The 22,916-nt window shown below is 36.1% G+C and carries 23 protein-coding genes and 1 tRNA gene; 18 read left to right on the forward strand and 6 right to left on the reverse strand.

The features are described 5' to 3' along the window. The first annotated feature begins 120 nt into the window (after window positions 1-120). From CLOS_RS06250 to CLOS_RS06260, 3 genes are all read left to right on the forward strand, one after another. A tRNA-Leu gene (locus tag CLOS_RS06250) sits at window positions 121-206 on the forward strand. Between the two features lie 101 nt (window positions 207-307). Continuing rightward, on the forward strand, window positions 308-541 hold the full coding sequence (locus tag CLOS_RS06255; RefSeq protein ID WP_041719055.1) for a hypothetical protein: 234 nt from the start codon (window positions 308-310) through the stop codon (window positions 539-541). Between the two features lie 162 nt (window positions 542-703). Beyond that, window positions 704-1,198, forward strand: a complete 495-nt coding sequence (locus CLOS_RS06260; RefSeq protein WP_012159069.1) for a peptide deformylase — start codon at window positions 704-706, stop codon at window positions 1,196-1,198. 141 nt (window positions 1,199-1,339) lie between these two features. Here the strand turns inward: CLOS_RS06260 and CLOS_RS06265 are convergent, their stop codons facing one another. Continuing rightward, the gene (locus tag CLOS_RS06265) at window positions 1,340-2,551 is read right to left on the reverse strand and encodes an amidohydrolase (RefSeq protein WP_012159070.1); all 1,212 of its coding nucleotides are present in this window, start codon (window positions 2,549-2,551) and stop codon (window positions 1,340-1,342) included. Window positions 2,552-3,026: 475 nt separating this feature from the next. On the opposite strand from CLOS_RS06265, the gene CLOS_RS06270 reads away from it, so the two are divergent. Together CLOS_RS06270 and CLOS_RS06275 are read left to right on the forward strand one after the other, a co-directional pair. Further along, entirely contained in the window at window positions 3,027-3,455 is a 429-nt protein-coding gene (locus CLOS_RS06270) for a bacteriohemerythrin (RefSeq protein WP_012159071.1), read from the forward strand. Beyond that, on the forward strand, window positions 3,445-3,897 hold the full coding sequence (locus tag CLOS_RS06275; RefSeq protein ID WP_012159072.1) for a chemotaxis protein CheX: 453 nt from the start codon (window positions 3,445-3,447) through the stop codon (window positions 3,895-3,897). The genes CLOS_RS06270 and CLOS_RS06275 overlap by 11 nt, the downstream gene beginning before the upstream one ends. A gap of 227 nt (window positions 3,898-4,124) precedes the next feature. Here the strand turns inward: CLOS_RS06275 and CLOS_RS06280 are convergent, their stop codons facing one another. After that, window positions 4,125-5,237 carry an aldo/keto reductase gene (locus CLOS_RS06280; protein ID WP_083757131.1) on the reverse strand — a complete coding sequence of 371 codons (1,113 nt, stop codon included), beginning with the start codon at window positions 5,235-5,237 and terminating at the stop codon, window positions 4,125-4,127. Between the two features lie 69 nt (window positions 5,238-5,306). Next, entirely contained in the window at window positions 5,307-5,858 is a 552-nt protein-coding gene (locus CLOS_RS06285; RefSeq protein ID WP_049753801.1) for an ECF transporter S component, read from the reverse strand. 224 nt (window positions 5,859-6,082) lie between these two features. Between CLOS_RS06285 and CLOS_RS06290 the strand changes: the two genes are divergently transcribed. Together CLOS_RS06290 and CLOS_RS06295 are read left to right on the forward strand one after the other, a co-directional pair. Further along, window positions 6,083-7,177 carry an ATPase gene (locus tag CLOS_RS06290; RefSeq protein WP_012159075.1) on the forward strand — a complete coding sequence of 365 codons (1,095 nt, stop codon included), beginning with the start codon at window positions 6,083-6,085 and terminating at the stop codon, window positions 7,175-7,177. 135 nt (window positions 7,178-7,312) lie between these two features. Further along, window positions 7,313-8,902, forward strand: coding sequence for a DEAD/DEAH box helicase (locus CLOS_RS06295; protein ID WP_012159076.1), 1,590 nt, complete (start codon window positions 7,313-7,315; stop codon window positions 8,900-8,902). A 102-nt stretch (window positions 8,903-9,004) separates the two neighbouring features. Here CLOS_RS06295 and CLOS_RS06300 read toward each other — a convergent pair whose 3' ends face one another. Next, window positions 9,005-9,472, reverse strand: a complete 468-nt coding sequence (locus CLOS_RS06300) for a hypothetical protein (RefSeq protein WP_012159077.1) — start codon at window positions 9,470-9,472, stop codon at window positions 9,005-9,007. A gap of 328 nt (window positions 9,473-9,800) precedes the next feature. Here CLOS_RS06300 and CLOS_RS06305 point away from each other — a divergent pair, with 328 nt between their 5' ends. Then, window positions 9,801-10,454 (forward strand): hypothetical protein, encoded by a 654-nt coding sequence (locus CLOS_RS06305; protein ID WP_198006336.1) that lies wholly within the window; start codon window positions 9,801-9,803, stop codon window positions 10,452-10,454. Here the strand turns inward: CLOS_RS06305 and CLOS_RS06310 are convergent. Continuing rightward, window positions 10,447-11,313: a ComEC/Rec2 family competence protein gene (locus tag CLOS_RS06310; RefSeq protein ID WP_012159079.1), complete on the reverse strand. Its 867-nt coding sequence runs from the start codon at window positions 11,311-11,313 to the stop codon at window positions 10,447-10,449. The two genes, CLOS_RS06305 and CLOS_RS06310, sit on opposite strands and share 8 nt — an antisense overlap. Window positions 11,314-11,499: 186 nt before the next feature. Here CLOS_RS06310 and CLOS_RS06315 point away from each other — a divergent pair, with 186 nt between their 5' ends. The 3 genes from CLOS_RS06315 (at window position 11,500) to holA (ending at window position 14,674) form a co-directional block, all read left to right on the forward strand. Continuing rightward, window positions 11,500-12,129, forward strand: a complete 630-nt coding sequence (locus tag CLOS_RS06315; RefSeq protein WP_012159080.1) for a hypothetical protein — start codon at window positions 11,500-11,502, stop codon at window positions 12,127-12,129. 114 nt (window positions 12,130-12,243) lie between these two features. Further along, window positions 12,244-13,650 (forward strand): ComEC/Rec2 family competence protein, encoded by a 1,407-nt coding sequence (locus tag CLOS_RS06320; protein WP_198006337.1) that lies wholly within the window; start codon window positions 12,244-12,246, stop codon window positions 13,648-13,650. Next, a complete protein-coding gene (gene holA, locus CLOS_RS06325; protein ID WP_012159082.1) occupies window positions 13,640-14,674 on the forward strand; it encodes a DNA polymerase III subunit delta in 1,035 nt (344 codons plus the stop codon). The genes CLOS_RS06320 and holA overlap by 11 nt, the downstream gene beginning before the upstream one ends. Before the next feature lie 114 nt (window positions 14,675-14,788). Here the strand turns inward: holA and rpsT are convergent, their stop codons facing one another. Next, on the reverse strand, window positions 14,789-15,052 hold the full coding sequence (gene rpsT / locus CLOS_RS06330) for a 30S ribosomal protein S20 (protein WP_012159083.1): 264 nt from the start codon (window positions 15,050-15,052) through the stop codon (window positions 14,789-14,791). Between the two features lie 268 nt (window positions 15,053-15,320). Between rpsT and gpr the strand changes: the two genes are divergently transcribed. From gpr to grpE, 7 genes are all read left to right on the forward strand, one after another. Then, entirely contained in the window at window positions 15,321-16,295 is a 975-nt protein-coding gene (gene gpr / locus CLOS_RS06335) for a GPR endopeptidase (RefSeq protein ID WP_012159084.1), read from the forward strand. 71 nt (window positions 16,296-16,366) lie between these two features. Then, on the forward strand, window positions 16,367-17,650 hold the full coding sequence (locus CLOS_RS15240; RefSeq protein ID WP_012159085.1) for a stage II sporulation protein P: 1,284 nt from the start codon (window positions 16,367-16,369) through the stop codon (window positions 17,648-17,650). Window positions 17,651-17,683: 33 nt separating this feature from the next. Then, a complete protein-coding gene (locus tag CLOS_RS06345; protein ID WP_198006338.1) occupies window positions 17,684-18,013 on the forward strand; it encodes a hypothetical protein in 330 nt (109 codons plus the stop codon). 135 nt (window positions 18,014-18,148) lie between these two features. Further along, window positions 18,149-19,957 (forward strand): translation elongation factor 4, encoded by a 1,809-nt coding sequence (gene lepA / locus CLOS_RS06350; RefSeq protein WP_012159087.1) that lies wholly within the window; start codon window positions 18,149-18,151, stop codon window positions 19,955-19,957. 74 nt (window positions 19,958-20,031) lie between these two features. Beyond that, window positions 20,032-21,171, forward strand: coding sequence for a radical SAM family heme chaperone HemW (hemW, locus tag CLOS_RS06355; RefSeq protein ID WP_012159088.1), 1,140 nt, complete (start codon window positions 20,032-20,034; stop codon window positions 21,169-21,171). A gap of 99 nt (window positions 21,172-21,270) precedes the next feature. Then, window positions 21,271-22,302 carry a heat-inducible transcriptional repressor HrcA gene (hrcA, locus tag CLOS_RS06360; protein WP_012159089.1) on the forward strand — a complete coding sequence of 344 codons (1,032 nt, stop codon included), beginning with the start codon at window positions 21,271-21,273 and terminating at the stop codon, window positions 22,300-22,302. A 25-nt stretch (window positions 22,303-22,327) separates the two neighbouring features. Next, on the forward strand, window positions 22,328-22,891 hold the full coding sequence (grpE, locus tag CLOS_RS06365) for a nucleotide exchange factor GrpE (protein WP_012159090.1): 564 nt from the start codon (window positions 22,328-22,330) through the stop codon (window positions 22,889-22,891). Window positions 22,892-22,916: the final 25 nt, after the last annotated feature.

Consider the following 22,916-nt stretch of genomic DNA (forward strand, 5'->3'; position numbering starts at 1 on the left):
TGCTGAAGGATCTACTCTAGATCGATGATTCGTATAAATTTATAAATTTTAGACAGCTACTGTGCTCTTATTTATTGACATATAAAAGCAAAGGACTTATAATGATATAGTAATATTTTTGCGGATGTGGTGGAACGGCAGACACGCTATCTTGAGGGGGTAGTACTCGAATGGGTGTGCGGGTTCAAATCCCGCCATCCGCACCAAATTAAAGTCATGTATGAGAGCTAAACTCATATATGACTTTGCTTTTTTTCTGTGATAAAATAAACGAAGGACTATGGATCTTTTATTTGGAGAGGAGCTTATGATGAAGGTATCGAAATATTTTCAAATTGCATTTTTAATTGTGGGGGCGCTGGTTGCTTTAGAATTTATCTTTATGAGAGGGATGTTCTCATGGTTCATTGCTGTTATTGCCATTATGGTTGTTGGCGCCTTGAATACGATTGTGAACATAAAGAATAAAGAATGGCTACAGGCTGCTCTCTATATTCTATCAACAATTGCTTTTTGTATGGGATATTTTGTACTAGCGTAAGCGGTATGATAGTACCAAGACATAACATTTTCTTTAAGAAGATGCTATGTCTTTTTTTATGTATCAAAGTATGATACTATAGGTTCAAAATCTACTTATTACCCAAATACATAAAAATTTGTAGAGCATAGATTCAATTCTAGAGGGGAGTGAGGAAAAACGATGGTACGAGAAATATTGAAACTTGGAAATCCACAATTATATGAAACCAGCGAAGAAGTTGTGGAAGCAGACATTGCTTTTTTATCTGAGTGGGTACAAGATTTACATGATACACTGATGGATTATAGAGAACGATATGGGGCAGGTCGTGCAGTGGCAGCACCTCAGATCGGAATTAAGAAACGATTGCTATACATGTTTACGGATCAACCCTATATTTTTATAAACCCAGTCATGTCTTTTCCTGAGGATGAAAAATATACGTTGCTAGATGATTGCATGTCCTTTCCCGGTCTGATTGTTAAGGTGGAACGTTACAAACGTGCAGAGATCTCTTATTTCGATAAGGATTTTAATCCACAAAAAATGTATTTAAAAGGCGATCTATCGGAGCTACTACAGCACGAATATGATCATTTAGAAGGGATATTAGCTACAATGCGTGCAGTTGATAATAAGTCCCTTTATTTGGAGCAAATGAAGCGAGCGTTTTGATGTTGTACAAGAATATCAGTATACCATTCATTACCCAGAGATCTCTCCATACCATGGACTGCTGGCAAGCATTGCGTTCAAGGTTAAAATCGTAGGCTGGTGCTCCTTGAGTAGCACCAGCCTACGATTTTATCTAGATTTTTACTTGAAATTTCCTGAAACAAAAATACCTTTAAACATCACCACTCTTTCTGGGCAAACTCTGCCAATCAAGTGAGCAGAGGATTCTGCCTTTGCAAATAGAAGATTTGCTTTGTCGCCGACTTTTGGCCACACTTGGTTTCCCTCAATATCAAGTGGAGAGAGCCCCTTGGTTACAAAACCTAAAGCCATGGCCAATGAAACTTCGTCCTTCCAGGAAAATACCTCTGCTCCACGGCTGGCACGTTCAATTAAGTCACCAGTTCCAAATGGACTCCAATGATCATGAATATTGTCGTTAATAATATTTACGCTTACACCTTGACTTCTTAAGACAGGAATGGATAGTGCCCGTATATCAATGGGTACTGTGGTATTAATGGCAATTCCTGCTTGCTTGAGACGTTTTGCAATAGGAATTAGTTCCTCGTCAGAAATATCTCCTAGGGCAAAGGCATGGCTGATCTGCACGGTTCCCTGCATTCCAAAAGCCTCAATGTAATCAATAATTCGATTGATTTCATAGATACCTAGAGTTCCTCTATCGTGTAGATGAATATCAATCTTCTTTTGATATGTTTTAGCTAAACGAAATGTAGTGTCTAAGGATATTTCAATATCTGTATCAATGGTAGCAGGGTCTAAGCTGCCCAAAACAGTAACGGTATCATCCTTCAATGCTTCGGACAAAAGACCTTCTGCCTCTGTCCTCAGGGTACCATGTTGAGGGAAGACTACAAGTTCATAGTCTAATTTATGTTTATTCTTTTCTAAAACTTCCTTTACAATCTTTAGATTATCCAATCTGCTGACAGGATCTACATTTACCTGTACTCTTAAGAAGGTAGCGCCTCTTTCTGTGATCAAATCAATTAAAGCCTGGGCTTTTTTGGGCGTATCTTTTAAAAATTCACGTAAAAAGCTTCTTTCTTCTTCTATCCTTTCTGCTACACTATCCATCGGAATAACGGCCTGCCACTTTCCCCCAAAGTGCCCCTTATCTAGATGAATATGGTTATCTGCCAGAGCGGGTAGTGCTAGATAGCCTTTGGCATCTATAGTATTAGTGGCAGTAGATGGGATGGCATCTGTAATTTCTTTTATAATGCCATCTTCTACAAAAAGGCATGCTTGTTTTGTCTTTGTAACAATCTTATTCTTGGCAACCTCTTCTCTTCCTATTTCCAATAATACATTCTTTATCCAACCCATTATTCTTTCCCCCTTTGATAAAATATAGGAAAGCAAAAGTTACATATTAGATCATGAAAGGTACTACTTTTCCCTCATAAGAACACTCTCTATTCTGTTATTGTGGTATGGTGTAGCCCTTTATTACCAATAAAAAATTGAAGAATTTTTTATAAATGTGTAGTTTCTATATATGAATTCACAATAAAAGATCCTATATATCTATATCACTATTTTCTTTAAATTATCACGGTTATTCAATTGTATAACATGAAAAAAATTTAATTTAGAATACCACTGGAGAAGCTTCTGTAGTATGGGGCGTGGTTTATTGAATTTGGAGATCATGAGATTTTAGGCAGTTTTTTAGAATGTCTTAGAAAATCAAAGTTCTATAAAAAAATTGGATTATATTCTATAAATATCTAAAATATGATAAAATAGTCCTATAGAACTAAGTTTACATATAAAATTTATTTGAAAAGGATGGAATGAGATGCTTTGGAAAGATAAGTACGAATTAGGCGTATCAATAGTGGATGAGCAGCATAAGGAATTGTTTGAACGAGTTCAAGCTTTTATGCAGGTTCTTCGCTCACCGGCTTCTTGGGAGGATAAGGTGCAACGTGTGAATGAAACATTGGAATTCATGAAAATATATGTTGTTGAGCATTTTCGTGATGAGGAAGCGTATCAAAAAAGAATAGAATATCCTGGATATGAGGCTCATAAAAAAATCCATGGTGATATGGTAAACTACGTTGTACAATTTTCTGATGAGTATGAGAAAAGCGGCTGTAACGAGCAGTTAATGCAGCAGTTTGCTGGGAAGCTATTGGCATGGTTAATTAATCATGTTGCCTCTGAGGATCAACGGATTGCGGATTATGCTATTGAAAAGGGGGTAGCAGGTCATGACAACTAATCTTTATACACCATTTCTAGAAGCAACCAGAAATGTATTTCAGTTGATGTTGGATGTTTCCGATATCTGCGAAAATACAGTTGAAAATTTCCCGTGTGAAGAGACCATGAATATTTCTATTGGCGTTATTGGAGACTTGGTAGGGGAAGTAATTTATAAATTTCCTAGAACGACCTCTCTTAGTATGGTAAATATTATGAGTGGTATGGAGGTAACTTCTGTGGATGACTTCGTTACCTCTGCAATTTCAGAAATTGCCAACATCATTAGCGGTAATGTTCTTACAATGCTTGCTGCCACCGATATTAAATGTGACATATTACCTCCAGTGCTGCGTGGCTCCGATGATGCAGATAACGACTATGCCTTACAACAAAAGACTTGTATTTCTACATCTATAGGAGATGTTTGTTTGTATATTAGATTAAATCCAGCCCAATAAAATATCTTAGGGAATGTGGTTGAGCATGAAAAATATGAAAATTTAGGATGTTCAATGATACGGAATGGTCTGCTCCTACAAACAATCATGGTGCCGTACTTACATCATACTTCGTGGCGTTTGGCGAAAGGCAAAGTACCGGAAGCAAAGTAGGGACAATGGAATAAAAGATAGCCCTTTCATTTACCAATGAGTTGAAAGGGCTATCTTTTTCACGATTTCAATCTTTATTCAAAAATCCCTGCGGCCACCTTCAGTTCGTCTATAATATGGATGTGCTGCGGGCAGGCATCCTCACATTGACCACATTCGATACAGGATGAAGCTTTGCCCCCACGTCTCGTAACTAAAGAGTATGTATTTCTGGCACCTTGTGTATTGTTGTAGACAAGGTTGGTGTTCATTGCTTTAAATACACCGGGAATAGAGATGGACTGAGGACATCCTTTCACACAGTATTTACAGTCCGTACAAGGAATTCTAGGAATGGTATCAAGAATTTTCTGTACTTTCTTGATCACTTCAACTTCTTCATCGGTAACTGGTTTGAAATGTTCCATATAAGAAAGATTGTCCTCCATTTGTGTTACATTGGACATACCACTCAACACAGTGATAATACCGTCTAAGGAAGCAGCATATCGAATTGCCCAAGAAGACACGGAAGCATCTGGATTTACATCTTGAAACATGGTAGGGATTGGTTCGGGAAGATTTGCCAAAGAACCGCCTTTTACAGGCTCCATGATAACGATTGGTTTATTGTGCTTTCGTGCGACCTCATAGCATTTTCTAGATTCTACAGTATCACTTTCCCAGTCTGCATAATTGATTTGCAGCTGCACAAAATCTACTTCTGGATGCTTTGTTAAAATTTCATCTAATACATGAGCCCTATCATGGAAGGAAAAACCAAGATTTTTTATGAGGCCCTGTTCTTTTTTATCTGCGAGGAAGTTCCAAATATCAAAATCATCAAAGTACTTCGTTCTATTTTCTCCTAAATTATGCAATAAATAAAAATCGAAATATTCAACACCGATTCTTTTGAGAGAAGTCCAGAACATATTCTGCGCTTCCTCCTGAGTTTTCACACCGTACCAAGCAGGAAGCTTCGTTGCAATTTGAAAACTTTCTCTAGGATAACGATCCACCAGTGAGGTTTTCAGTGCTTCTTCAGATTTTCCCTCCATATAACCATAAGCTGTATCAAAATATGTAAATCCTCTCTCCATAAACAAATCGACCATCTCTTTTGTTTGTTCAATATCAACTTCAGAGCCATTCATAGGAAGACGCATAAAGCCAAAGCCCAGTTTCTTTATTTCATTGAAAGACATCATAAATCCCCCTTTATAAATTTAAATATGTTTATGATCCTGCTATAAATTGTATACTTTATTTGTTTTTTAAAATCTAGCTTCTAAATGCGACGCATTGATGTAACGATGGATTAGGCGAACCACAATCGGTATGAGTATCAATTGTATGGCAATACCGGGTAGGCCTGTTATAAAAGCAGCAGATACGGATAGGGCTTTAAAGGGGCCCTTTGCTAAATTAAATAAAATAGTGAATATAACTGCATAAGTTATTCTGCCACAAATCAGTGCAGACACTAAAGAGGTGAAAATGGATTGATGTAATTTAAAGTGCATCATACCGCATATAAAACCATAGGTCGTAAGTTCTCCAATCATGATGGGCAACATGGGAAAAGAAGGAGGCATGCCAGTTAATATGCTAGAAAGTACAGGCACCATAACGCCACCTAGTGCACCATAAAATGGTCCACAAACCAGTCCAAGGATAAGGATTGGAAGATGCATTGGAAGTAGAACTGTCCCAGGAACACCAAAAGCGTGGGAAGTAGCCCATGGGAGCAGTATTCCCATGGACATTAAAAACCCAGAGAGAACCATATTATAAGCTTTACCCTTATTCGTATACTCAGTTTTCATCGTAGTTCTTCCTTTCTTAATAAAATAAATTTCGGTATACAATTTATTTATGAAGACAAAATAAAGTATAAGCTAATTGTATCATTTTTCGGTTTATAAAGCTCCATAGGGATACGAAATTTTTTTGTTTAATAATTAAACAGAGGGATCTTCCTTTAAGAATTCTTCACAGAATTGCGGATTGATGCATAAACTAAGAATATATTTTAAGAGGAGGTAGTTTGATGGGCAGAAAGGGACATATTAAAAAACTTTTACCGGGAGGGAATACCTCCGTTGGGTTTTATTCATATTTTCAATATATTATAGACTCTAAAGAAGCAAGGAAAATATACTATATTAAAGGAGGATCTGGTGTAGGGAAATCTTACATGATGAAAAAGATAGGATATGAGTTAATTGAAAATGGCATTGATGTGGAATTCCATCATTGCTCTGCAGAACCGGACTCCATCGATGCTCTGGTGATACCAAGCATTAAAGTGGTTTTGGTAGACGGCACATCACCGCATATGGATGACCCTAGATATCCCGGTGTTACTGGAGTGACCGTGAACTTAGGAGAATTCATAAATGAAGAAGAATTGAGAAAGAGCAAAGATCATATTATATCCGCTGTTGAGACCAACAAAAATATTTATATTAGAATCTATAAGTATTTAGCAGCAGCTAAAATCATTCATGATGATATTGAATGGATCCATGGATATGCAATGGACTTTAATGAAGTAAATAAGGAAACTGACAATCTAATAGAAAAATATCTAATGCATATTGCAGCGAAGAATAGGATTGGCAAAGAAAGACATCTCTTTGGTAGTGCATATACCTTGAAAGGAAAAATTGATTTTGCAGAAACCTATATCGGAATGGTTGAAAAAATCATCTATATAGAAGGAGAAGATGGTACTGGAAAATCTACATTGCTAGAAAGGTTAATGAATACAGCTGTAACGAAAGGCTATGATGTAGAAGTTTACCATGAACCTTTGGTACCGCAGAAAATAGAATCCATTTGTATCCCTGAGCTAAATCTGGCATTTACTACAAATCATAAATTTGCCGATGATGAGAAAATTAATCTAAATCAATATATGGATCAAGAAAAGCTACGTAAATATGAGGAGGAACTTGCTTACAGCAAAGAAGTTTTTGAACAGTTATTGAATCATGTTTATACGAATTTATATAAGACAAACGCAGTTCATGATGAAATCGAGAAGTATTATCTTCCTCATATAGATCACGAAGGAACCAATAGGATTCGGGAGAAGATTTTAGAGGAAATCAATTTCTTTATGAAAGAAATTCAAAGTTAAATGAGAAAGGATTTTCCTTTCTTGTTTAACTTTATTCGTATATGGGTAAAATAATATTAAAATATGATTTTACATTACTGTTCAAAACATATATAATGATTCAGTATGATAATTTACGAGGAGAGATATAGAGATATGACGAAAGAAATACAGTTTCAAGATTTAAACATTAAAAAGGATATTTTAAAAGGGATATTAGAACTAGGTTATGAAGTACCTACTCCGATACAAGCACAAGCAATTCCAAGACTTTATGCTGGCGAAGATATTATAGGGCAAGCACAAACTGGTACGGGAAAAACAGCTGCCTTTGGTATTCCAATGCTAGAAAAAATTAATCCACAGCAAAAAACACCGCAGGTACTAATCCTAGCACCAACAAGAGAACTTTCCATGCAGGTTGCGGACGAAATAAGAAAGTTTTCAAAGTACTTATCAGGAGCTAAATCTATTGCAATTTACGGTGGACAACCTATCGATCGGCAGATTAAAGCCTTAAAGCAGGGCGTGAACATTGTTGTAGGAACTCCAGGAAGAATATTAGACCACATTCGAAGAAAGACATTGAGACTGGATCAAATTGTAGGTTTAGTATTGGATGAAGCAGATCAAATGTTGGACATGGGTTTCTCAGATGATATTGAAGCCATTCTGCAAGAGACACCGAGTGAAAGACAGACTGTAATGTTTTCAGCCACAATGCCCAAGGAAATAGAAGAAATCGCTAAAAAATATATGAAAAATCCTAAAAAGGTAAAGGTTGTTCATAAAGAGTTAACAGTACCTAAAATTTCTCAATACTATTTTGAAGTGAGACCACATGAAAAGTTGGATGCTTTATGTAGAATATTGGATATGGAAAATTCTGAACTTGGAATCATATTCTGTAGAACAAAAAAAGGTGTAGATGAACTGGTTGAAAATCTTCAGAGTAGAGGATACTCAGTAGAAGGTATCCACGGAGATTTAAAGCAAAGCCAGAGAGATCGTGTTATGAAAAAATTCAGAGATGGAACCTTGGATCTTATGATTGCAACAGATGTTGCTGCAAGGGGAATCGACGTTGATGATGTAGACTTGGTTGTGAACTATGACGTTCCAGAGGATTTTGAATACTATGTACACCGTATTGGACGTACAGGAAGAGCTGGTAGAGAAGGTCTTGCGTATACACTGGTTACTGGAAAACAGATCAGAACGCTAAAGGCGCTAGAAGCGTATATCAAAGGAAAAATCAAGAGAAAGCCAATACCAACCATCAATGATATCGTAGAAAAGAAAAAAGAGATGATCGGAAAAGAGATTATTGGTAATATTGAAAAAGGTGGACTTTCTGAATATGCTGCTATCGTTGAAAACTTATCAGAAGAATATAGCTCCATCGATGTAGCTGCTGCATTATTAAAAATGATTATGAGCCAAAATGAAACAGATGCCTTTGAAACAGCAAAGAATATTACAGAGAAGAAAGCAAAGTCTGAAGGAAGTATGGTTCGTATGTTTGTTAATATTGGTAAAAAACACGGAGCAAAGCCTGGTGATATTTTGGGCGCTATCAGTGGAGAAAGTGGTATTAGTGGAGACCTTGTTGGTGTAATCGAAATGTATGATAAATTCACTTTCGTTGAGGTTCCAGAGCATATTGCAGATAGAGTATTGGACTCTATGAATCGAAACAGAATTAAAGGAAGAAAAATCAACATGGAGCCTGCAAATAAAAAATAAGGTATAAAAAAAGAATTCTTTTTAAAAGAATTCTTTTTTTTAATGGACCCCAATTTATGGAGCTAAAGAGTGAAAAAACTTGATCCGAGAGACGATGAAATCCTATAAATTATAATCAAAGCCAATGCTATCCCAATCATATTCATCAGCGAGCTGATTGGGCTCAAGAACGAAATTTTCCTGGAACAAAATTGTTGTGATGCTGATACGAACAATAATATCTGCTATATTTTCCCAATCATTTTCTGAAAGGCGATTTAAGTCATATCCTTTAGAAAACTCTACACCATGGACAATGTCGAAGGGTTCATTTAAATTAATCGTATCTTTTAAATAATCTTCAAAAGTATAGTCCTCTAGAGCCATATGGTTTCTATTAACGAAGTATAAATACTCATCATAATAGTTGTATTTAATATTATTATATATTACATCCTTGTCTCTTAGGGCAAGTGACTTAATACCGTCACTGATTTCGTGAAACCAAATGGGGTGGGTTAGAGAGCGGGATGAATAACTTCTTTTCTTTTTTTGTACAATATATTCATTCAATGATATAACTTTTGCCAAAATAATCCTCCTAACAGCTTAAAATATTACCTTAAACTATAATACACGTTTAAAGATTTTTTGACAACAGAATAAGCAAATAAAAATACTTTTTTTATGACGAATAGATGGATTCTGCCTATAATATGCTTTAAAAGGAGAATTTTACCGTAAATGAGTTTCAAAAGAAGTTCCTCAGAGCGCTTCTTCTATAGGCGTTTTTTATTACAAACTAAGATTATTATGGGGAAACTTGCAGGAAGTTTTACATGAGTATTGAATTATACTATAAGATTTAAATAAACAGAAGATGGAGGTTTTAAAGTTGGTTCCATTACCTTTGCACAATATGTCATACTTACTCAATCAACAGGGATCTTTGTTGAAAACTGAAATACCTAAAAAAATAAGCGATCGCAATAGAATTGTATCTAAGGGAACTTTAAACGTATGGAAAGGAAATCATTTAGATAAATTGGTGCAATTGACAGTGAAGGGGCTTCATATGTATTATTATGATTTTGGTATTGCCTATCCCTCAAAATCCATTGCTTATCCAATATTTTTCTATCAGATTATTTCTGCGCCGAAAAGAGTACTCGTTGTCGTCCATTATGCCTTCTACAATAAGCAAAATATAGAGGCATTCCATGGATTCGAGGAATTACTTCGTCTAGATACGGAATATTCAGATATGCTGATTAAGGGCTTTGAACCGCAAAGCTTTATTGTAGAGGATGTGATTCCAAATGCTTTTAATGGTTTGGTGAGAACGACAGAGATTGATAAAGCTCATGAAAGAGTATCAGCGCTCTTTGAAAAATGGCATGAAGGTTTAAAAGCAGCACCCAACTCTACGGAAGAAGAATTGGGTGCGTATCACCAATGGTTAACCAGCTTCAAGCAGAAGTTCTACAAAGAAGACTATGGCTATACAGCAGCAAAAAGATTTTTAGGTGAAAAGTGGGCGAAAGAGGTTTTTAAAGAGTATCTTTTTAGTTAGAAGGCGGTTGATTTGACCAAATTTTATAGCCATCGCTGAATAAAACAACATTGCCTTGAATATCTGTACGATAGATCCAGACCTGATGTTCCTTTAGGCGCTGAATCACTTCAGGATGCGGATGACCGTAAGCGTTGTTCTTTCCTGCAGATATGAGAGCAATCTCTGGATTGACAGTATTTAAAAACCCTTCGGAAGTTGAAGTATCACTACCATGGTGGCCGATATTCAGTACATTGGCAACCATGGATTTTTCGTCATAGAAATTAAGCAAATCCATTTCTGCTTCTTTTTCCATATCGCCAGTAAATAAGAAGGATTGATTCTTATATTCCAGCCTCAGCACAATGCTCCATAAATTTAAGTGATCACCATATTCTTTGAGGGGACCTAAAAATTGAAGTTGAATGTCCTCATCAAATTGGATTTTCTTATGAAGCTCTGGGGAATTGATCTTGAGATGACTAGACTCAATGGCCATCAATAGGTTTTCAAAGGTTGTGCTATTATGGAATGTTCTAGGCATCACAATTTGATCCACCTTAAAATTATGGATGATTTCAGCTAAACCTCCAATGTGATCGGAGTGTGGATGGGTACCGATCAATAAATCAATTTTATTGATCCGATGCTTTCTTAAGTATGCCTTTACTCTTCTACCTTCGCGATATTCTCCAGCATCGATTAGGATGGTTTTATTGTGAGGTGTAACGATTAAGATGCTTTCACCTTGACCAACATCGATCATATGAATAGATAAAGAGTTCCTAGATGAAAGCGAACAGCCAGCAGCGGAAGTGAGAAGCAATAAAGCAGCTAGTCCAATGGCATAAATTCTAAGATTTCTTTTACTGATCATAGAAAATCCTCTTTTCCTAAAGTTTAAATCTCCAATAAAATCATAGAAAAAAATTGTATCAAGGACACCATCTTCTTATTTATAATGATACACAATTTTCAGATTATTTCATAGGGATATATGAAGGAAAATAGATAAAAATATAGAAATAACCATATATTCAATAAGCTATGAGGAGGCGAAGTTATGAATGTCTATGTTTTAGCAAAATGTATCGATTCTGAGAAAGGCGATATTATTATTGATCTAGGGGACCAATCTATTCAAATATATAAATTCTTGTACCAAGTGAAGGAAGATCAAGAATATGAAATAACGGAAGAAAATGTAGAAGAAAGAACATATTTTCAATGGAATATATTGAAAAGCTACGAGCTTGCCTTTGGTAAAAATAGAAGTATTAGCAAGAATGGTTTTCGTTTTCATTCAATTAGTGAAAAGGATTCAATTAGAGTAGATCCTACAGGGCTTTTCTACATCAACGATCTTTTCTTTGGAAAGCTAATGAATCAAAAGGAAGTAGAGTTTTTAGAGAAAGAAGGCGTCCCTAAATTCAAAGCGAAAATAGATGCTGCTAAAAAGGAAGGAATTAAATTATTAATTCGAGGAAAGAAGATTTATCGGATTTTTACGAAGAGCAAATTTAAAAGCTTAAATACTGAAATTGAATACGAGCAGGATCTGCTGGAACTAATAGAGATGAAAGCAGAAGCGGAAAGATTAGAAAAGATTGAACGGATAGAGCAAAATTTAAAGCAGGCAATGGATTTAATCATAGGCGCAATCAACCTTTTAAAGGAAGTTAAAAAACCATAGCAAGGAAGGATATGCTTGAAGAAACCTTTTATATCTTTGTTTATTGCAATTTTATCTGGCATTTCATTTGCTTACTTTTCGGAGGCGTATATTTCTATAAAAATTGTCCTCCTTATGATACTGTTTTCTTTAGGAATGATGGTTCTGCACGAGAAGGCATCGGTTGTCATGACCTTGCTTACGGTTGCTGTGCTTGGGGCTCATTTATACGGGCAGGGTATTGGGGTAGATCCTTTATTCGAACAGATCAATGACTTTATGGACGTAAAAGGGAAGGTTATAAAGGAAGCCACATTTCGTAAAGGGTATATGGAATATGAGATAGAAATCCTCAGTATGGTAAATGGAGAAAGAAATCAGGTTCCTTCCAGAGAAAAGGCACAGCTTAGAATATATGGCGCTGGGGGAGAGTCTGTGTTTTCCATAGACAGTATTCTCTCCATAGAAAATGCTAAGATAACTCGGCTATTCGTTCAGCGCAGTAAGGCTGAAAGAAACGACTATCATTTGTATCTAAAAAGCAAGGGGATGGAATATATAGTAGAAGCGACACCGAAAAATATATCCATGAATAAAGATGCCAAAGGTGACTTTCTTGGCATAAAGTCCATGAGCTATGGAATGAAAATTTACGTGGAGGATTTTCTAGACAGTACATTGGACTTTGAAAATAGTGATGTATTAAAAAGCATTCTCTTTGGTAATCAAGGCTATTTAGCAAGGGAACGGCTGGATGTATTCGCACGAACAGGAACGGCGCATATTATAGCGGTATCAGGGCTACATATTGGATTAATCATCCTGATTACAGAGCAGTTTTTAAAGTTGATTAAAGTCGGTAGAAATAAAAGAGTCGTACTCACAGTTGGGTTTTTAGTAGTCTACGGGTTCATGGTTTATTTTCCAGTGTCCATCCTTAGAGCTGGATTCATGTATATTTTATATGTAGCCGCTTATTTCTTAGAACGAAGGTACGATAGCCTTAATGCCTTATTTTTTATAGGATTCATCCTATTGATATATCGTCCTATGACCCTATTCTCTGTGTCTTTTCAATTATCATTTGTTGCAACCCTCAGTATTTTATTATGGCATCCTCTTTTAAATAGAGTCCTACGCAAAAAAACTGGATTCTTAGGCGAGCTGCTATCTGTCACACTGGCAGCTCAAATCGGAACATTGCCGCTGATGGCTTACCATTTTCAGCAAATATCACTCATATCCCTTGCGACCAACATAATGATCCTCCCTTTACTGGCACCCATGCTCTCTATCGCATTGGTGAGCATTGTATTAGGACTCTTTTCTTTTGAACTGGGATCCTTATGCAATGAAATAACGAATCAACTTTTAAATTATATGAATTGGATTTCTTTAAAATGTGCTATAATACCATATGGTAGTGTTCAGATAAAGGATACGAAATTATTCCATATTCTTATTTACTATACTGTACTTGCAATGATCTATTATAGCTATAAGAATCCGCAGAGGGAGGCATCAAAAGTTTATGAATTATAAAGAATTTGTTGATTCTATAAAAAAGAAAGAGATTAAAAACGTGTATTTGTTTGCGGGAGAAGAAGTTTTTTTAATCGATGATGCTTTGGAACGATTAAAAAGCACCGTATTAAACGCTGGCTTTCAAGAACTGAACTTCACAATATTAGATGGGAAAGAGGTCAGCATCCATCAGATTACCGATGCCTGTGAAACCCTTCCATTCATGGCAGAAAGAAAATTAGTGTATTTAAAAAATATGGATGTTTTTCAAAGCAAGTCTAAAAGTATTTCAGAAGAGCAGGAGCAATACATAATCGATTATATAAAAAAAATACCAGATACAACTACATTGGTGTTTTGGGGAAATACGACCGTGGATTCTAGAAAGAAGATCGTAAAGGAAATTAATAAATACGGCCACTTTGTAGAATGTAGCAAACTTACAGAGGATGAACTGGGCAAATGGATCAAGAAGATGTTTAAAGCTTACGGAAAAATCATAGAAGCCAAGGAGATCTCCTTTATAAAAGGCAATTTAGATTATTTAGGTAAGACCTCAACTCAGACCCTTTTGGATGTAGAAAATGAACTAAAGAAAATCATCAGTTTTATGGGACAGGCATCTGAAGTGACAACGGAGCATATCGAAAAAATATTGACGTCGAATTTTCAAAATAATATATTTAAGCTCTTGGATTCTATAGAAGGACGAAATTCATCGGATTCCATTAAGCGCCTTAACTATATTTTGGAGGATGGGGAACCCATATTAAAGATATTGGCTACCTTAGGCAACCAAATAAAAAATATATTATTTTCAAAGGTTCTATTGGAGGAAGGCTATACCAGTAAGATGATCGCTACGAAATTGAATATCCATCCCTTCGTAGCTTCCAAATGTGCTGCTCAAAGTAGACGCTTTACTGTAGAGCGATTGAAGGAACTGCTCAATAAATGCTTAGAGACGGATAAGATGATAAAGGTAGGAAAGATGAATGACAAAATAGCCATTGAACTTCTTGTATTAGAAATGAGTAAATAAACCTCTAACAATAAAGAAATAAAGTTTTTTAAAAAGCAAAAAAGCGTACATCAGTACGCTTGATCTTTTTATTAAACACTAAGACACGGTTTTAATCAGATAGTTAAGGGGCTATTAGATAGCTTTGTTAAGTTTTGTAGCAAGTCTAGAAACTTTTCTAGATGCTTTCGCCTTATGAATAGTTCCTTTAGCAGCAGCTTGATGAAGTTTCTTTTCAACAAGTTTTAGTCTTGTTTTTGCTTCTTCAAAGTTTCCAGCGGCTAAAGATTCTTCAAATCTTCTGATAGCTGTCTTAAGTTGAGATTTGATCATTCTATTTCTAGCTGTTTTTTTATTGATAACTAGAATTCTTTTTTGTGCAGATTTGATATTTGCCAACGTGTTCACCCCCTTGCGTGTCATTAACACATGTAATTTTATCAGAAAACATCATATAATGCAATAGAAAAATTCTTTGCATGTGGACTTAAATATGGATTTCATCTTTTAATGTATTAACATTAATTTGCTAAAATATACAATCTCAAATATTGTATCAAAATTTTTGAAAAATAGATACATGGTTTTAAAATAATTATTCTAAATTGAGAAATAATAAAGATTAGATACATGAAGTATTACAATAATGAGTGAAGAAGGTGGAACTATGTTTAAACCCAATACGGATTTGGCCATAGAGGCAAGAGAACTGTATAGCGAAAAAACCAGTGGAGAAATCCCCGGTGTTACCATGGATAATGAGGAAATAGAAGATGTGTTGATTACTAGAGTTGAAGTATTCAATGAAACTGGTGTTAGTATTATCGGAAAGCCCATAGGAAAGTATATCACATTGGAAAGCAATAGTCTTAGAAAGGCAGATGCAGACTTTAAAGATGAGATGAGTAAGCTTTTAGCAAAGGAGCTTCGAAGGATTATTCCACAGAAGGATGATATCAAAGTCCTTGTAGTAGGTCTTGGGAATTGGGATGTAACGCCGGATGCTTTAGGACCCAAAGTTGTATCTAAAATTTTCGTTACGAGACATTTGTTTCAGATGTACAATAAGGAAGGCGATGTGGATCTGTCAGAAGTCAGTGCAATTTCGCCTGGAGTAATGGGTACTACAGGTCTGGAAACTGGTGAAGTAATCAAAGGAATCGTGGATAACTCAAAACCAGATTTGGTGATTGTTGTCGATGCTCTTGCTTCCAGAAAAATGGAGAGAGTAAATGCAACGATTCAAATTTCTACCACAGGAATAACACCAGGATCTGGTGTTGGGAATAAACGAAAAGCTTTGAACAGAGAAACTTTAGGTGTTCCTGTAATTGCCATCGGTGTTCCTACTGTCGTTGATGCTGCAACCTTGACAAACGATACCATAGACAAAGTAATTGATGCATTTTCTAGGCAGGCAAAGGTGGGATCACAGTTTTATAATATGTTAAGAGAGTTAAAGGAAGAGGAAAAATATAGCTTGATTACAGAAGTTTTAGAGCCCTATAGTGCAAATATCATCGTCACCCCGAAGGAAGTAGATGAAGTTATCGTCAATTTATCCCAGATCATAGCCAATGGCATTAACATCGCAGTTCATCCAGGCATCGACTTAAAGGATGTGAATCGATACCTGAATTAATAAAAGTCATAAAGCACCGAAACCTTTCATATTTATTATAGATACAACTTATGAAAAGGCAGGTGCTTTACTTGATTAATTATAAGAAGAATTTAAAAAGAAGCTATCTCAATATTCTGGTACTGATATTGATTTTAGGAGCCTTATTTTCTGTAGTTAAATTGGTATGGGGTGAGAATTCTTCCATGGATACCATAAGTGCTCAAAACGGTGTGCTGATTTCAGAGGGAAGTAGAGAGGTGAATCCTACTTTATTCATAAAGACAATTCAGCATATGTTTCCAAATCGCTCCCTTCAAAAACAATATCAGCCCATATTTTCATTGGAAGGATCTGTAGGTTCTCTATTTAAAAGCATATTTAAAATAGACTTTAAGAATCCTTTAACTTTTGTACAGGCTCAATTTCCGGTGGCAGCTTCCTATCATGAAGAGCTGATGGCTAGTATCCCCAAAGCAGAGGATGAAGAGCCAGAAGAGGATTGGAGCAGAGAAATTCATTTGGTGGACTACGATGGAGACGAGGGCACCATTGCTGTAGACAAGAATATCGACGGAGAGTATTATATAGATAAGGAAACCGTAAAGGATGAAGAGGATTTAGGAGAGCTGGACGAAGGAATCTATGTATTAGGGCAGGAAGATTTGATAGACAGCTTAAATCCTGTTGCTGCAGAAGCTATCAAGAATGTGGCTAAACCAAAATCACTGGATATAGAGCAGGATAAACCGAGTATTTTGATTTACCATACACACGGTACCGAGTCCTATAGTCCAGCCACAGAAGGAAATTTTCATAGTTTAAGAAAGGAATATACAGTTATCAGCGTTGCCGATGTCATGTCTGCAGAGCTACAGAAAAGGGGCTATCATGTCATACATGATGATACCTATCACGACTATCCGTCTTACAATGGTTCCTATGGACGATCTGTAGTGACTGCGAAAGGAATTTTGGATAAAAACCCAACCATCAAGGTTGTAATAGACTTACATCGAGATGGCTACGATAAAATAGAGACCAGAGCAAACCGAATGCAATTAATTGAAAATAGTAGGACCAAGATCAATGGTGAATACGTTGCAAGGTATCAATTTGTTATTGGTGGTAAATCTCCAAATAAAGCTGCGGTAGAGAGCTTTGCTCATTTCGTTAAAGCTGTAAGCGATAGCAAATATCCGGGATTTAGCAAAGAACCATTGGTGAATCAGTATGGAAGCTACAATCAATATCTATCCGATTATGCAACTTTAATAGAATTGGGAAGCAATACCAATACCATTGAAGAGGCAAAGAAAGCGGGATATTATTTAGCCGATGTTTTAGCAGACGCATTAAAGCTTTTAGAAGAATAGGTTTAAAATCCTATAGAAAAGTCCACACTAGAAATGGTGATGTGGATGAGCAGAATAGAAAACAAAAAAAGAGAGAAAAAAATAAAAAGATATATGCGAATGGGTGTAACTATGACAGTGATCCTATTGATTTTTGGTGTGTTGGCTGTAGATTTTAGGATTAGGAAATCCTTGGCCATTGAAGAAGTATCTCTGATCGATTATAAGCATCTAAAAGAATATCAATATTTAGTTCATATCATGGGAAAAAATTATGTTTTAGATTTTTCTGAGCTGAGCGGAGCACTAAATAATAAATTTGCAGAATTTAGAGAAATCGCTTATAATATAAAGAGATACGCAACTGATTTTTTAAAACGATGAATCAAAATGTCGGATGAACCGACATTTTTTTAAATTATTCCTAGATAGAATTTTCATAAAAATTAATAGCTACAAAATAAGGGATTCTTATGATATAATTTAAAAGATTATGCAATAAATAAGGAGGAAGAGGTTATGCCAAGCGATAGACAAAAGAAAATACGTAATTTTTCAATTATCGCCCACATAGATCACGGCAAATCTACCTTGGCGGATAGGCTGATCGAGTATACTGGCTTGATATCCCAAAGGGAAATGCAAAGTCAGATGCTGGATAATATGGACTTGGAGAGGGAACGTGGGATAACAATAAAGTTACAAACAATTCGTCTTGTATATAAAGCAAAGGACGGAGAAGAATATTATTTAAACCTGATCGATACCCCTGGTCATGTTGACTTTACATATGAAGTATCGAGGAGTTTGGCGGCCTGTGAAGGGGCTGTACTGATTGTCGATGCTGCCCAAGGAATAGAAGCTCAAACATTAGCCAATGTGTATTTAGCACTGGAGCAGGATTTAGAAATCATACCGGTAATCAACAAAATTGATTTACCAAGTGCTAGGCCGGACGAGATCAAAACAGAAATAGAAGATATTATCGGATTGGACGCCAGTGAGGCACCTTTAATATCTGCAAAAGAAGGATTGAACATTGAGGATGTATTAGAATCCATTGTAAAAAATGTGCCATCACCGAAGGGCGATATCAATGCACCATTGAAAGCTCTGATTTTTGACTCTTATTACGATAGCTATAAAGGGGTTATTGCTTATATGAGAGTTATGGAAGGTCAAGTGAAAAAAGGCATGAAGGTAAAGATGATGGCAACGAATAAGGAGTTCGAGGTTGTGGAAGTAGGCGCCTTTTCTCCAGGAGCCATACCGTTGGACTCCTTAAGTGCTGGTGATGTAGGCTATTTGGCTGCAAGTATTAAAGATGTTCGACATTGTAGGGTTGGGGATACCATTACAGATGCACTTAACCCAACAGAATCACCTTTACCAGGATACAGAAAAGTAAATCCAATGGTATATTGCGGGATTTATCCTGCGGAAGGTGAGAAATATGAGGATATCAGAGATGCCTTAGAAAAGCTTCAAGTAAATGATGCTGCCCTTGTTTTTGAACCAGAAAGCTCAGCGGCCTTAGGCTTTGGATTCCGATGTGGATTCTTAGGACTGCTTCATATGGAAATCATTCAAGAAAGACTGGAGAGAGAGTTCGATTTGGACTTGATTACAACTGCACCCAGTGTTATTTACAAAATTACGAAGACCAATGGTGAAGAACTGATGATTCAAAACCCTGCCAATATGCCGACACCACAGGAAATACGCATTATGGAAGAGCCGATTGTTAAAACCACAATTATGGTACCGAATACTTATGTGGGTGCGGTTATGGAGCTATGTCAGGATCGCCGTGGGGAAATGAAAGATATGCAATATATCGATGATACCAGAGTGAACCTTTATTATGAAATGCCATTGAATGAGGTAATCTATGATTTCTTCGATGCTCTTAAATCTAAAACGAAGGGCTATGGTTCTTTAGATTATGAGCTTTTAGGATATCGTGCATCGGATTTAGTGAAGCTGGATATTTTAATCAATGGAGAGCAGATTGATGCCCTATCCTTTATCGTCCACGAAAGCAAAGCCTACTCTAGAGGAAAAGGAATGTGCGAGAAGCTAAAGGACGAAATACCGAGACACCAGTTTCCAATACCGCTTCAGGCGGCAGTTGGCAACAAAGTTATATCTCGTGAAACCATTAAAGCCCTTAGAAAAGACGTATTGGCTAAGTGCTACGGTGGAGATATCTCAAGAAAGAAAAAGCTGCTTGAAAAACAAAAAGAAGGTAAGAAGCGTATGAGACAGGTTGGAAACGTAGAAGTTCCACAGAAAGCATTTATGTCCGTGCTAAAATTAGACAACTAAAGGATACAACATAGCTAGTAGCATACCCCCAGAGATATGCTACTAGTTTTTATGATTGGAGGTGCAATAACAACATGAACTCAATAGCGCTTTACATCCATATTCCTTTTTGCGAGAAAAAATGTCATTACTGCGATTTTAATTCCTATAGTGGAAAAAACCATCTGGTAGATGGTTATATAAAAGCACTAAAAAAAGAGATGCAGCAATATGGTGAAATTATAAAAGGCCATTCAGTTGCTACGGTTTTCTTCGGTGGTGGTACGCCTTCCATATTAACGGGGGAACAGATGGCTGAAATTATGGAAACGCTCAGAAGATATTACACCTTAGAGGAACAAGCGGAAATCTCCATGGAAGCCAACCCAGGAACTTTAAACTTTCATAAGCTTAAGGCCTATTATAAAAGTGGAATCAATCGATTAAGTATGGGATTACAGTCCTGCCAAAACCATTTACTGAAAACACTAGGAAGAATTCATAGCTTTGAAGAATATGTAAAGAATTTAGAAGATGCTAGAAAAGCGGGATTTACTAATATCAATACAGACTTGATGTTTTCATTACCAGGTCAGACAGAAAGGGACTGGCAGGAGAGCCTAGAGAAAATCGTTTCCTTGGGTATTCCTCATATATCGGCTTACAGTTTAATCGTTGAAGAAGGGACACCCTTTTTTAGTTGGGTAGAAAATAAAAAGATTATACTTCCTGATGAAGAAGTCGATATGAACATGTATCACTATACCATTGAATATTTAAAGAGCAGAGGATATCATCATTATGAAATATCCAACTATGCAAAAAATGGATTTGAATGTAAACATAATATTACCTACTGGCATAACGAGCACTATATAGGATTGGGTGCCGGTGCTCATTCCTATTTTGACCAAAAAAGATTCAATAATTTTGCTGATATAGACAAATACATTCATCTACTAGGAGAGGGTAGTTCACCCGTAGAAGAAGAAATCCTTGTTTCTAAGAACGATGAAATTGCTGAAACCATGTTTTTAGGCTTAAGGATGATGGAAGGCATTTCTATCGATGGGTTTTTTAAACGATTCCATACCACACCTTTGGCCATATATGAAGATACTTTAGAAAAATTGAGGAAGCAAGGGTTGATTCAGTGGGATGAAAAAGGAATCTGGCTGACTTCCAAAGGAATCGATCTATCCAATGTAGTTTTTGAAAAAATGCTATTGGATTAATGAGAAAAAACTATTGACAAATAAGATATTAAGTGATATTTTATAGACAGAATCATTAGCACTCAACAGAGAAGAGTGCTAACAATCCGAGGTGGTTGTATGTTGAATGAAAGAAAATTAAAGATACTACAGGCCATTATAGAAGATTACATTGAGACAGCAGAGCCCGTGGGTTCGAGAACACTATCGAAAAAATATGATCTTGGTGTAAGTCCAGCGACAATCAGAAATGAAATGTCTGATTTAGAGGAATTGGGACTTATTATACAGCCTCATACTTCCGCAGGCCGTATTCCGTCGGATAAAGGGTATCGACTGTACGTGGATCAATTCATGTCTTTAAAAAATAGTGCAAAGATTAAAAATGGCTATCTAGAACTGGATATCTTGAATAAGGTTGCTGAGATTGAACAAATACTACAATATAGCTCTAAGCTTTTATCTCAAGTAACAAATTATACAACGGTTGCAGTCACTCCTCATGTAAAGGAAAGTAAATTAAAACATATTCAGTTGGTTCCAATTGATTCGATCAATATGTTGGCCATAATCGTTACGGATAGTGGTATTGTAAAAAAACCAGTGATTCGAATGAATGACAGTGTCAGCGAAAGTGGCTTTCAAATGATGTCGAACTTTTTAAATGATAAGCTTCACGGTTTAACTATAAAAAACATAGAAACATCCCTATTTCATATACTAAATGAAGAAATTATCCATTTTAGTAATGTGATGGATACGATTGTTCCTGAGATATTTAAGTCTTTAGAGGAATCCAGCGACATTGATATGTTTTTTAATGGTGCAATGAACATATTCAACTTTCCAGAGTATAATGATATTTTTAAAGCGAAGTCTTTTTTAGAACTTTTAGAAGAGAAGGAATTGCTGAGTAGCTTAATTACTTCTTTTGATAGTGAAGGTCTAAGAGTTTCCATCGGTAGTGAGAATATCTATGAAGAAGCAAAGGACTGTAGCTTGGTTACAGCGACTTATAAAGAAAATGACACGATTCTAGGCTGGCTCAGTGTTATTGGACCGACTAGAATGGATTATTCCGGTGTTGTCAGTGTAATGGCAGAGGTTAGTAAATCGATTAACGATTTATTAAAAAATAGATATAATAAATAAGACTATTTAAGGCAGGTGGAGTGGATTGAAGGAAACGAAACAGGAAGAAATGGAAGTAAGAGAGGATTGCGAAAGTGTAGATAGTAATTTAGAGGCGACCGTTGAGGAAATGGAATCTACAAAAGGAACATCTGAAGACTTGGAGCAAAAATTAGCAGAGAAAACAGCGCAATATGAAGATATATTTTCTCAATTTCAAAGACTTCAAGCAGATTTTACAAACTACAAGAAACGTGTTGAAAAAGAAAAGGGCGACATTTATCTTTATGCAAATGAAAAAATTGCATTGGATTTATTGAACATAATCGACAACTTTGAGCGAGCAATACAATCTACAGAAAAAACAGAAGAGAATGATTCGCTACTACAGGGCATCAGCTTAGTGTATAAACAGTTGTTGGACACATTGACGAAACATGGCGTAGAGGAGATCGAAGCCATGGAAAAACCTTTCGATATGAATCTTCATTATGCAGTGATGCAGGAAGAATCTGAGGGAGCGTCCAATTATGTTATAGATGTGCTTCAAAAAGGTTATAAAATAAAAGATAGAATACTAAGACCAGCTATGGTTAAGGTCTCAAAATAAAAAAATTATTTACATATAGGGAGGA

This window comes from Alkaliphilus oremlandii OhILAs, from assembly GCF_000018325.1.
Lineage (GTDB): Bacteria > Bacillota > Clostridia > Peptostreptococcales > Natronincolaceae > Alkaliphilus_B > Alkaliphilus_B oremlandii.

Coding starts and splice junctions, on each gene's coding strand:
- CLOS_RS06255 (WP_041719055.1), top strand. CDS start 308: ATGATGAAGGTATCGAAATATTTTCAAATTGCATTTTTAATTGTGGGG.
- CLOS_RS06260 (WP_012159069.1), top strand. CDS start 704: ATGGTACGAGAAATATTGAAACTTGGAAATCCACAATTATATGAAACC.
- CLOS_RS06265 (WP_012159070.1), bottom strand. CDS start 2,551: ATGGGTTGGATAAAGAATGTATTATTGGAAATAGGAAGAGAAGAGGTT.
- CLOS_RS06270 (WP_012159071.1), top strand. CDS start 3,027: ATGCTTTGGAAAGATAAGTACGAATTAGGCGTATCAATAGTGGATGAG.
- CLOS_RS06275 (WP_012159072.1), top strand. CDS start 3,445: ATGACAACTAATCTTTATACACCATTTCTAGAAGCAACCAGAAATGTA.
- CLOS_RS06280 (WP_083757131.1), bottom strand. CDS start 5,237: ATGTCTTTCAATGAAATAAAGAAACTGGGCTTTGGCTTTATGCGTCTT.
- CLOS_RS06285 (WP_049753801.1), bottom strand. CDS start 5,858: ATGAAAACTGAGTATACGAATAAGGGTAAAGCTTATAATATGGTTCTC.
- CLOS_RS06290 (WP_012159075.1), top strand. CDS start 6,083: ATGGGCAGAAAGGGACATATTAAAAAACTTTTACCGGGAGGGAATACC.
- CLOS_RS06295 (WP_012159076.1), top strand. CDS start 7,313: ATGACGAAAGAAATACAGTTTCAAGATTTAAACATTAAAAAGGATATT.
- CLOS_RS06305 (WP_198006336.1), top strand. CDS start 9,801: ATGTCATACTTACTCAATCAACAGGGATCTTTGTTGAAAACTGAAATA.
- CLOS_RS06310 (WP_012159079.1), bottom strand. CDS start 11,313: ATGATCAGTAAAAGAAATCTTAGAATTTATGCCATTGGACTAGCTGCT.
- CLOS_RS06315 (WP_012159080.1), top strand. CDS start 11,500: ATGAATGTCTATGTTTTAGCAAAATGTATCGATTCTGAGAAAGGCGAT.
- CLOS_RS06320 (WP_198006337.1), top strand. CDS start 12,244: ATGATACTGTTTTCTTTAGGAATGATGGTTCTGCACGAGAAGGCATCG.
- holA (WP_012159082.1), top strand. CDS start 13,640: ATGAATTATAAAGAATTTGTTGATTCTATAAAAAAGAAAGAGATTAAA.
- gpr (WP_012159084.1), top strand. CDS start 15,321: ATGTTTAAACCCAATACGGATTTGGCCATAGAGGCAAGAGAACTGTAT.
- CLOS_RS06345 (WP_198006338.1), top strand. CDS start 17,684: ATGGTGATGTGGATGAGCAGAATAGAAAACAAAAAAAGAGAGAAAAAA.
- lepA (WP_012159087.1), top strand. CDS start 18,149: ATGCCAAGCGATAGACAAAAGAAAATACGTAATTTTTCAATTATCGCC.
- hemW (WP_012159088.1), top strand. CDS start 20,032: ATGAACTCAATAGCGCTTTACATCCATATTCCTTTTTGCGAGAAAAAA.
- hrcA (WP_012159089.1), top strand. CDS start 21,271: ATGTTGAATGAAAGAAAATTAAAGATACTACAGGCCATTATAGAAGAT.